This is a genomic window from Acinetobacter sp. MF4640 (genome assembly GCF_002018895.1).
GTDB lineage: Bacteria > Pseudomonadota > Gammaproteobacteria > Pseudomonadales > Moraxellaceae > Acinetobacter > Acinetobacter johnsonii.
Map to the genome: position 1 here is coordinate 1 of NZ_MVOM01000087.1, position 8,303 is coordinate 8,303.

At 41.1% G+C, this 8,303-nt stretch carries 12 protein-coding genes and 1 tRNA gene; all 13 read right to left on the reverse strand.

The genetic code is table 11. From position 1 onward, the window contains the following. A partial coding sequence (locus tag MF4640_RS17790) for a phage portal protein (protein WP_078390415.1) occupies positions 1–738 on the reverse strand: 738 nt, incomplete at its 3' end. Positions 739–749: 11 nt separating this feature from the next. Continuing rightward, positions 750–1,040: a hypothetical protein gene (locus MF4640_RS17795; protein WP_078390416.1), complete on the reverse strand. Its 291-nt coding sequence runs from the start codon at positions 1,038–1,040 to the stop codon at positions 750–752. 87 nt (positions 1,041–1,127) lie between these two features. After that, positions 1,128–2,456: a phage major capsid protein gene (locus MF4640_RS17800; protein WP_078390417.1), complete on the reverse strand. Its 1,329-nt coding sequence runs from the start codon at positions 2,454–2,456 to the stop codon at positions 1,128–1,130. After that, positions 2,453–3,046, reverse strand: a complete 594-nt coding sequence (locus tag MF4640_RS17805; protein WP_004694118.1) for an HK97 family phage prohead protease — start codon at positions 3,044–3,046, stop codon at positions 2,453–2,455. Before MF4640_RS17805 ends, MF4640_RS17800 begins: the two co-directional genes overlap by 4 nt. A 37-nt stretch (positions 3,047–3,083) precedes the next feature. Further along, positions 3,084–4,760, reverse strand: coding sequence for a terminase large subunit (locus MF4640_RS17810; RefSeq protein WP_078390418.1), 1,677 nt, complete (start codon positions 4,758–4,760; stop codon positions 3,084–3,086). A gap of 3 nt (positions 4,761–4,763) precedes the next feature. Continuing rightward, positions 4,764–5,243, reverse strand: coding sequence for a terminase small subunit (locus MF4640_RS17815; RefSeq protein ID WP_078390419.1), 480 nt, complete (start codon positions 5,241–5,243; stop codon positions 4,764–4,766). Between the two features lie 116 nt (positions 5,244–5,359). Then, positions 5,360–5,515: a hypothetical protein gene (locus tag MF4640_RS19550; RefSeq protein WP_004694125.1), complete on the reverse strand. Its 156-nt coding sequence runs from the start codon at positions 5,513–5,515 to the stop codon at positions 5,360–5,362. Then, on the reverse strand, positions 5,512–5,799 hold the full coding sequence (locus tag MF4640_RS17820) for an HNH endonuclease (RefSeq protein ID WP_004694127.1): 288 nt from the start codon (positions 5,797–5,799) through the stop codon (positions 5,512–5,514). Before MF4640_RS17820 ends, MF4640_RS19550 begins: the two co-directional genes overlap by 4 nt. A gap of 220 nt (positions 5,800–6,019) precedes the next feature. After that, positions 6,020–6,250 carry a hypothetical protein gene (locus MF4640_RS17830; RefSeq protein WP_004694132.1) on the reverse strand — a complete coding sequence of 77 codons (231 nt, stop codon included), beginning with the start codon at positions 6,248–6,250 and terminating at the stop codon, positions 6,020–6,022. 272 nt (positions 6,251–6,522) lie between these two features. Next, a complete protein-coding gene (locus MF4640_RS19555) occupies positions 6,523–6,696 on the reverse strand; it encodes a hypothetical protein (protein WP_010326048.1) in 174 nt (57 codons plus the stop codon). Between the two features lie 92 nt (positions 6,697–6,788). Continuing rightward, the gene (locus MF4640_RS17835) at positions 6,789–7,184 is read right to left on the reverse strand and encodes a hypothetical protein (protein WP_004694142.1); all 396 of its coding nucleotides are present in this window, start codon (positions 7,182–7,184) and stop codon (positions 6,789–6,791) included. Between the two features lie 219 nt (positions 7,185–7,403). Next, positions 7,404–7,513: transfer RNA gene (locus MF4640_RS19270), tRNA-OTHER, on the reverse strand. A gap of 205 nt (positions 7,514–7,718) precedes the next feature. Then, a complete protein-coding gene (locus MF4640_RS17840; RefSeq protein WP_078390420.1) occupies positions 7,719–8,132 on the reverse strand; it encodes an antiterminator Q family protein in 414 nt (137 codons plus the stop codon). Positions 8,133–8,303 lie beyond the last annotated feature (171 nt).

Consider the following 8,303-nt stretch of genomic DNA (forward strand, 5'->3'; position numbering starts at 1 on the left):
ATTTGCACCTGAATAATTTGCATTCCACTGCTTACGAAGTTCCGCAGCCTTCTCATTAGTGATAGATCCTGGTGTAGTCAAAACACCTGAAGGACGACTGTTATTACGAAAAAGGTTACGAGAGTTTCTCTGAATCTCAATACCCTGTCCCGCAGCCAATGAGCACGCCATAATTGGGGTTAGTCCCACAAGTGGGTGATAAAAACAGTTAATACGGTCATGGATGATTTCGGATGCTGGTATTACTACCGAATCAGTCTGTGTAAGTCGATCGTTACCCAATTGGTAAAAGACATTTCCATTGTCATCAATCAACGGTTTACAAAGATCAGGATTGAGCACAACAAGCTCCGTCACTTCACCAAAAATATCTCTGCGTTTCAGCACATAAGTATTGCCACGTAACAACAATGAAGTTGTCCAGTGTTCACTAAATTGCTGCCAAATTTGAAACCGGTTAGGCTTTTTTAATACGCGAAATTTGCTTGGTATATCTGCATTGACCAAAACACCTTTTTCATGGCGCTTCAATTGAATCGGCATCTTACCAATATCTTGTGAAATTAATGAGACACATGAAAAAACAGCATGATGTGCAGTAACATCTTCACGGGTTAGTTCATCATTTTTTTGCCATGCACCCGAATAAGGCTCATGGACAAACATCGAGTGCCATCCACTGCCTGAATGAACACCTTGAAGCGATTTTTTCTTAAATAAATTGCCAAAAATGCCCATTATTTACCGCCTTATTTTGCTTTGCTTGCACGTTTTTGTTTGGGTTTGACTGGCTTCTCTTCTTGCACCACTTGTTGAACATTCTCTAATTGATGCTCAACCATCAAAGGCAATTCAACCAAACTGCCAAAATCATCAACAACTAGGGTTCCATTTAAATTCTTCAAGAACTCAATCGAAGGTCCGCCATCTATAGGTTCTGCAAATTTCAACTTAATTAAGATTTTGGCTTGTAGATCTGGAACTTCAGCTACATCACCAGGCATTCCCTGCGGTGCCTTTCTTAAATATTTAATTTTCATAGACTGTTCTCATAGCTAAACAACTTTGATGCTTAGATATAAAAACAGCCCCAATAAAGGAGCTGTTTTTGACCTAATGAATAAAGATTAGGTGTATTCAATCCAAGCTGCAGCAATTGGACGACGTTTTGCCCACGTGATGAATTTTTCTACACGTACAGCAAATTTGTTTTCTTGCCATAAGTAATGAGTTACACCACCATCAACAAGCGTGGCTTGATCAGAATATGAAACATCCACACCGCCATCTTGAGCCAAGAGAATTTCAGAGGTTTTTACCAATACGATTTTGTCACCGATTGCCTGAGATGTAATAACAGGTAAGCCATCCAATTCCTTTTGTGCACCTTGCATGCCACTGTAATACTTATTACCTAAAGCATCACGTAATTTAGACATCCGCGATGCACGCGTTTCAGACATCAGATAGAAAGCCCCATCCAATGACAAATTCGCTTCGATAAATGCATCAGTTAATTTTTCTAAATCAGCATCATATGCTTCAGCTGTTGTCCCTGTGCTTGGAATTGCAACAACACCATTTAAAACACCTGCTGGTCGAATAGCTGTAGCATCACCTGCATCTAAGAATGTGTTGTCAATTAAAGTTTTAGAGGCTTCAATTAAGTCATCACGAACTAATACATCCACTGCTGGATCAGATCGACGAATTAACTCTTGTGAGTAAACAGTAATGGCTGCCAGCTTATGCTCTTTGATTTCAACTTCACTAAATGTTGGATTCGTTAGAGGTTTTTTCTGAGCCTCACCAACCCATTGTGCTTGGCCACCAGTTAATTGACTTGGGATTTTGGAATTAAAGGGTACGCTTTTAAATCCTGTTAATTTATCAAAGACTGTTTTTGCACGAAGTAATTCAACAAATTCGCCTACTAAGCGATTTTCTGCAACCAATGCAGATGCAAATCCAACATCAGTGGTAGTACCTAGCGTTGCTTTAGTAACAAGGTCTTGGACTTCGGCATTGAATCCCATTTGTTTTGCCATATCAGATGGCGATACAAAATTACCCTTTTTAGCTTCAAGAGCTGAAGCAAGTTTCGCTCGAGCATACTGAGCAAACCCAATACCTGGTGGTAAGTTAGAAGAAGTAGTAATAACTGATTTCTTTCTATCTGGTTCAGGATCGCCTTTAGCAGATGCTTCTGCTTCCTCTTCATTTTCACCAGCAACTGGTGTCCCCGTTTCAGCGGCATGTTTAGCAGCTGCGATTTGTTTTTTTACACGTTCGATATTCTTTTCGATCGCGGCAATTTCTGCTTCAACAGTTTGAATTGCCGCTTCAGTTTCATCGTCTGGTGTAGAGCCACCATCTAATGACTTTGTAATATGCCCTTGTAGCTCTAAATTTTTTGCAGCTAAAGCATCAAGCAACTGTTTTAAATATTTGTTCATACCAATTTCACTCCACCCTTTGTTGGGCTATTTAATTTGACAACAACGTGTTTTTGCTCAGATGAAACGCCATCTGTAACGGTCTGAGGTTTTTTGCCCAACGCGGCTTTGTGTTCCTCAAAAGCTTTTTTAAAATCTGTTCCGCTATCACGGTTATCTGGAATCGTGACAAGTGAAAGCTCATACCATTCCCAATCTTCAAACTTAATACCGCCGCCTTTAATCATTTCAGCGGTATCCCAATTCGGCAGAAAGCCAACAGATAATCCTTTTACAAGGTCGTACTTCAAAGATTGGTATGCTTCATCTACTCGATCCTTCAGCTTTCCTTCTTCCTTGATCTCAGGAATATGGATTTCTACTTCGATTCCTTTATCTGTTACTTTCGCGCTGGTCACATGGCCAATCGGGCTTCGCATGTCGTGATGAAATAGCAATGGCATAGGTAATTTGAATTTCGCACCCTTTGGCACCATGATGTCTTTCGATCGATCTTGATTCGGTGTACTTGCTGTACCAGTAAATGTTCGCTTTTCCTCATCGACGCTTTTAATCTCAAAAGAGCCGAATGACTTATGTAGAGCAGACATAGCCCCTCCAAAATGTAAAAACCGCCAATTAAGGCGGTTATATGAAATGTATTTCGTAATCTTTATTTGTAGGTTCAGGGTTCAAACTCATCAATGCCACGGCGTTAAACATTGCAATGACGGGATCAATTTTTCCTACACCTGAATCCTGCTTGGTAATACGCATACCATTACCAATCATCACGACCCGAGCATTACCTACACACCAGGTCATAAGTTGTTGTCCTGCATGCCAAAGGTTGCCCTCAGCCAACTTACGCTCGGATGTCATGATGTATCCCATCAACTTATGTCCTTGCGGGACTGCGACAAGAATCTCTTCAGGGATTCCCGCGCCAGTTAATCCATCAATGAGACCTCCAAGCCCTTGCGGATCCAGCCCAATTTTGTCGAGCTTGCCACTGTCATAAATTTGCTTTGCGATCATGGCTAATTCGTCAATGTCTTCACCAACCTTATCCACAACAACTAGACTTTGTTCTTGCTCGAAGTCTCGATATTTAGGGATATTCTCTTTACGACGTTCTAAGGCTAGTTTATTTGCCCAAGCACGACTCCAAAGCCACCAAATACGTGGATCTTGCTTCAATCGTCCTAAGGCGGCGAACCCAAGTAAGTCATCCAAGCCACCGCCATCAATCCCTAATGTGATCAACTCAGATTGTTCAATTAATTGCTCAAGTCCAAATACATGCTTTTGCTGGACCCAATACTCAGCACCCGCCCAACGGTTTGCCCGAAGGTTCATGCCGATTTCAATGTTTAAGTGTTTGGCCAAGAAGTCTCTAAGCGACTCTTCACCTGCATCTTTGACCTTATTGAACTCTGAAATCAGGTATTCAAGGTCTACAGAAGCACCTAAATTCGGGTTGGTGATGTAAAAATTCTCAGGTTTTAAGTGTTCACCTGCCTCTATCAAATGCTTAGGAAACTCATAAATAAGAGGTAAAAAGGCTTTATCCTCTTTAATTCCATCCCTTACATCACGCGCATAATCTAATAATTGCTTGAATACACCACATGGGACTTCATCAGACATGGTAGAAAGATAAATCACGCACCCTTCGGGACGCGATGCCAAGCCACCTTTCGCTTCACGGAACATTGACTCAGCATTGGCACGCTTACCAAAAAGCCAAACCTCATCGATCAAAATAATCGATGCTTTCTTACCAGCAGCTGCATTAGATTCCGCAGCAATAACCTTGAGTGTTGCACCAGTACCTAAATGAGTAACGGTTTTAGTGTGCTCAGAAATATTAATCATTGAACTGAGCTCTTCATCAGCTTTGATGAAGTCTCGGATCGGGTTGAAGCTGTTGTCGGCAACTTCCTTGGTTGGCGCAAGGATAATCAACTCTGCTGAAAGTCGATCATTTAACAAAAGCAAAGTCAGCATGATTCCTGCAGCGATCGTAGACTTAGTATTTTTCTTAGAAATCAGAAGAAAAAACTCACGAATCAAACGACGCTTAGTTTCAGGGTTATATGCCCCTGCAATTGCTCTTACAAATTCAATTACCCACTCCAATGTGACATCGCCCATCTTCGGGCTATCCATCACATCAACAAGAATGAGTTCCTTAAAAATTCGCTCAGCAACATCTGCAACTTGCGGAAACTGTGGTGCACATGGCATGAGCGATTGCTTTTTGACAATACGCTCCTCCCAGTCTGGGCAAGCGGTTGTCCATACTGGGAGCATTGCAGTCATGTTTTAACTCGGTAATTGATTATTCAAGGTGCCAAACTTTCCGCTTTGGGCTGCTTTCTTAGCTTCTTCCGCTTTAGCTTCTTTCTTACCTTTGTCAGCAACCTTGCCATGTACATAAGGTAATGCAGCCTTAGCAGCATTCACTCGCATGAACATGTCATCGCTTTTATTCATCACATCTAAAAGAAACTGTAACGGATCATCCTTGGCGTAATTCTCTTCATCCAAAGGGTTGTCATTTTCCCCACTATCCACGGAGTTAACTTTTGGTTTTTTTGAAGTTAACTTTTCGGTCGTAGGAGTTAACTTTTTAACTGATTTAAATTGGTCAACATAGGCAATAACTTCAGGAATTTTTGCAAGTTTAGAACCTTGCTGCATTGCAGATTTTTCACTATATCCTGCTGATATTGCTGCATCTTTATTGCTTAAGCCATCCACAACAGCTTGAGCAAAAGCTTTCATTTTTGCTGTTAAAGCCATCGCAAATCCTTAACTCTAAAAGTTAACTTTTAGCTAAAACGAGAAATTTTTTTATACGTGAGATGGTGGGTGGTGTCCGAGGGCAAAAGGTTTTGAACTTTTGACCTCCCCCCTCCCTAGGTATCTAAATGTTTTTGAACGACTTCATCTATCGCTTGTGCACGTTCTTGAAGTGCTTCTTTCGTATCGTTTGGTATGCGTGGATCAAAGCACATGCCTCGCATAAAGTTGGCAGATGATTCAAGCTGTTCTAAAAGCTCTTCATTATTCACTGTCGACTCTCCTTTAAAGTTTTATCTTTATGACACGGCGGACACAACGATTGCAGATTAGATTCATCATCGGTACCACCCTGTGCAACATTAATAATATGGTCCAGTTCTAGTTGTGCAGTAACACGGCAGCAATGCTGGCATGTCCAGTTATCGCGTAGATGGATCTTTTCTTTAAGTCTGCGCCATGGTCTACCACCGCGACCTGATCCCCAGTTCTTTGGCGGTCTAGGTTGCTTGGGTGTAATGGCATCAAGTCTGCTCTGCAATCGTTTTAGCTTCATGCTTAATGAACTCCACTGTCACAGTGCCACGCAATAATCGTGTGTATATTTCACCCTTGCGTCTATCTTTCTTGGTAAAGCGACGATGAGGTATGAAACAAACTAATCCCTGTTTTACGTTTGCCCACCTTACGCACTTAATGCGATTACCATTCACATATACATATCGAATGCCTTTCCCATCATTCATACTGTGGAACATAGTTATTCATCCATATATCTAGGAGCGTTTTCCTCTTCCTGATCCTCGAGTATTAACAATAATTCGTTGATCTGGTTGCTCTGCTGTGTCAGGTGCTGAATCAGTTGATTGTTCTGTATCAACACTTGGCTGTTCTGCTTTACCAGCTCGCCCACCAAGGAAAGCAATTGCATTTGAAATTGACTGTTTTGACTGTTCATACATTGCCTTTAGCTTCTGTCGACGTTCTTCACATGATTTACACGACATCTCTTTTCTCCTGACATAAAAAAACCACCCGAAGGTGGTTCGCTTAAAACAACATCGACATTTGCCCGAACTCATAAATGATTAATGTAAGGACTAAAGCCGAAACCGAGATTACAAGCACATCTTGTGAAGTCATACTTATCTATCCCTCTTTATTGTTCTTTTTTTATACTCTCATAATTAAAAATATTATCAATACCGAAAGAATACATTTCTCACAATTAATAGGGATAGATATGTAAGAAATTATACAAGAGCGGTTTATTTGTTAATTAATCGTACAGGCTTGTTCTTAGATTCTTAACCCGCTCTTTCAACTTAATCATTATGCCATCTATCGCCAGCATCTCATCCCGAGTCAAACCAGAACGACTTAAATTTTGGTACTTAGACAGCTCAGCAGTGCAAAATTCTAAGTCTTTTTTCGCTTGTACCTTATCTGTCATAAGACCATCCAATAAGAAAAGAAAAACCCCGCCAATAATGCATATTGAGCGGGGTTTTATGTGCCGTAATACGTTCGGCTAAGTGGAAAAGATTAATTAGAAGATGGTCGCTTGCCTGCTTCCAAGACAGGAATATTGGCTTCAGTTGGCACATATACAATTTGACTAATATTGCCCTCGCGTAAAGCTTCACCAAATGCACCAATAAACTCTTGCTGCCTGTACTCAGGGAACTCTTGTGCTGCTTTACCCATTACCTTGATTGCTTCTGCACGCAATTTCGCACTCTCAAGCTCAGCCTTGGCTGTCTCAATTGCAATTTGTTTGGATTGCTGTGCTTTTGATAATTGAGCCTGTCCTGCCATACCTTGCTGCCAAACTTTGTATTGTGGCCACGCAAACAAGAAGATCAGTATGATTGCTATAACGAAGACTGCAATCAATCCAATCAAGATATTGTCTGCACTACCTTTCTGAAACTTATTCATTTTCCACACCTGCTTTATTTTGGTAATAAAAAAGCCCGATCAAATTAATGATCAGGCTTATGTTTTTGAATCTAATTTACTTAACTTCTTTCATGCACTTTCGGCAAACTTTAATCTCATCACCGTCAACCGTGTAATCGATCTCAGTCACACCATGCAGGCCGAATAAACATAATATAAATTGGAGCATGTGGATCTCCTTTGATTTTAAAGACGGGATGAATACGGCAGGACTTGAACCTGCGCGGGTGGTGTCTAAGCTGTTCTCCACCCATACGACTGCTATCTCGTATTAGGAAGCCGCTCTAACCAACTGAGCTACGCTATTCACCCCTCTTTAGAATCTAGGTGGCGGCATTAAAATTTAAACCACTACGAATAAAGTTAAGCCGCCATTGGGTGCCTTGATATTGCTTTCACGGAACATTTCTCAAGGCATTAAAAAAGCCCATGTTTGAATGAGCTTTTAAATTATTGGTGAGTACATAACAACTTGCCACCATACACCAAATCTACACAAACATGGCTGCCAAGTCAATCGCTTAGCACTTCGATTTTTCCATCCAAATACGCCAAACCCTTTTCCACTTCCGCTCTGACCTTGGCGCGACTACATCTATGCGCATTTGCAATTGTTTGATCGGACCAATCATTCTCAAATTTTAGGATTAAGAACCATGCGCGTTCAGCTAAATATTCACGAGAGTCGTTATGCATCTTTGCTAATAGCTGACTGACCTCTACTGCCTCAATATCGTTAATTTCACATGGCATTGAGGTTTTGCTTGATCTAATCCGCTGTTTGTCGTTTTTATCAATGAGTATGGCCAACGGATTCGCTGAAACATCTGATTTAGTGGATCTCACCCAAAGTCCATATTGTTCAAGCCACTGATAGGCTGAACGCTTCGACCAATCCATTAGTTTCGTTTTCACTACTGCATTCATCCTATTTCCCTCAAAACTTCGCAAATCTTTTAAAAACCAACATAGCTGCATCACGCGCATGCTCATTCGTACGTTCAATCCAACCGGTGCGCTTTTTAAATACATCGGCCTTTGTTTTGGTTGCATTTGCTGCTGGATGAATCATTAGGTAATTCAACCCTTGCTCCTTAC

What these genes read in the sequence shown, in the direction of transcription:
- MF4640_RS17795 (WP_078390416.1), bottom strand. Translation starts at nt 1,040, where the DNA reads ATGAAAATTAAATATTTAAGAAAGGCACCGCAGGGAATGCCTGGTGAT.
- MF4640_RS17800 (WP_078390417.1), bottom strand. Translation starts at nt 2,456, where the DNA reads ATGAACAAATATTTAAAACAGTTGCTTGATGCTTTAGCTGCAAAAAAT.
- MF4640_RS17805 (WP_004694118.1), bottom strand. Translation starts at nt 3,046, where the DNA reads ATGTCTGCTCTACATAAGTCATTCGGCTCTTTTGAGATTAAAAGCGTC.
- MF4640_RS17810 (WP_078390418.1), bottom strand. Translation starts at nt 4,760, where the DNA reads ATGACTGCAATGCTCCCAGTATGGACAACCGCTTGCCCAGACTGGGAG.
- MF4640_RS17815 (WP_078390419.1), bottom strand. Translation starts at nt 5,243, where the DNA reads ATGGCTTTAACAGCAAAAATGAAAGCTTTTGCTCAAGCTGTTGTGGAT.
- MF4640_RS17820 (WP_004694127.1), bottom strand. Translation starts at nt 5,799, where the DNA reads ATGAAGCTAAAACGATTGCAGAGCAGACTTGATGCCATTACACCCAAG.
- MF4640_RS17830 (WP_004694132.1), bottom strand. Translation starts at nt 6,250, where the DNA reads ATGTCGTGTAAATCATGTGAAGAACGTCGACAGAAGCTAAAGGCAATG.
- MF4640_RS19555 (WP_010326048.1), bottom strand. Translation starts at nt 6,696, where the DNA reads ATGACAGATAAGGTACAAGCGAAAAAAGACTTAGAATTTTGCACTGCT.
- MF4640_RS17835 (WP_004694142.1), bottom strand. Translation starts at nt 7,184, where the DNA reads ATGAATAAGTTTCAGAAAGGTAGTGCAGACAATATCTTGATTGGATTG.
- MF4640_RS17840 (WP_078390420.1), bottom strand. Translation starts at nt 8,132, where the DNA reads ATGAATGCAGTAGTGAAAACGAAACTAATGGATTGGTCGAAGCGTTCA.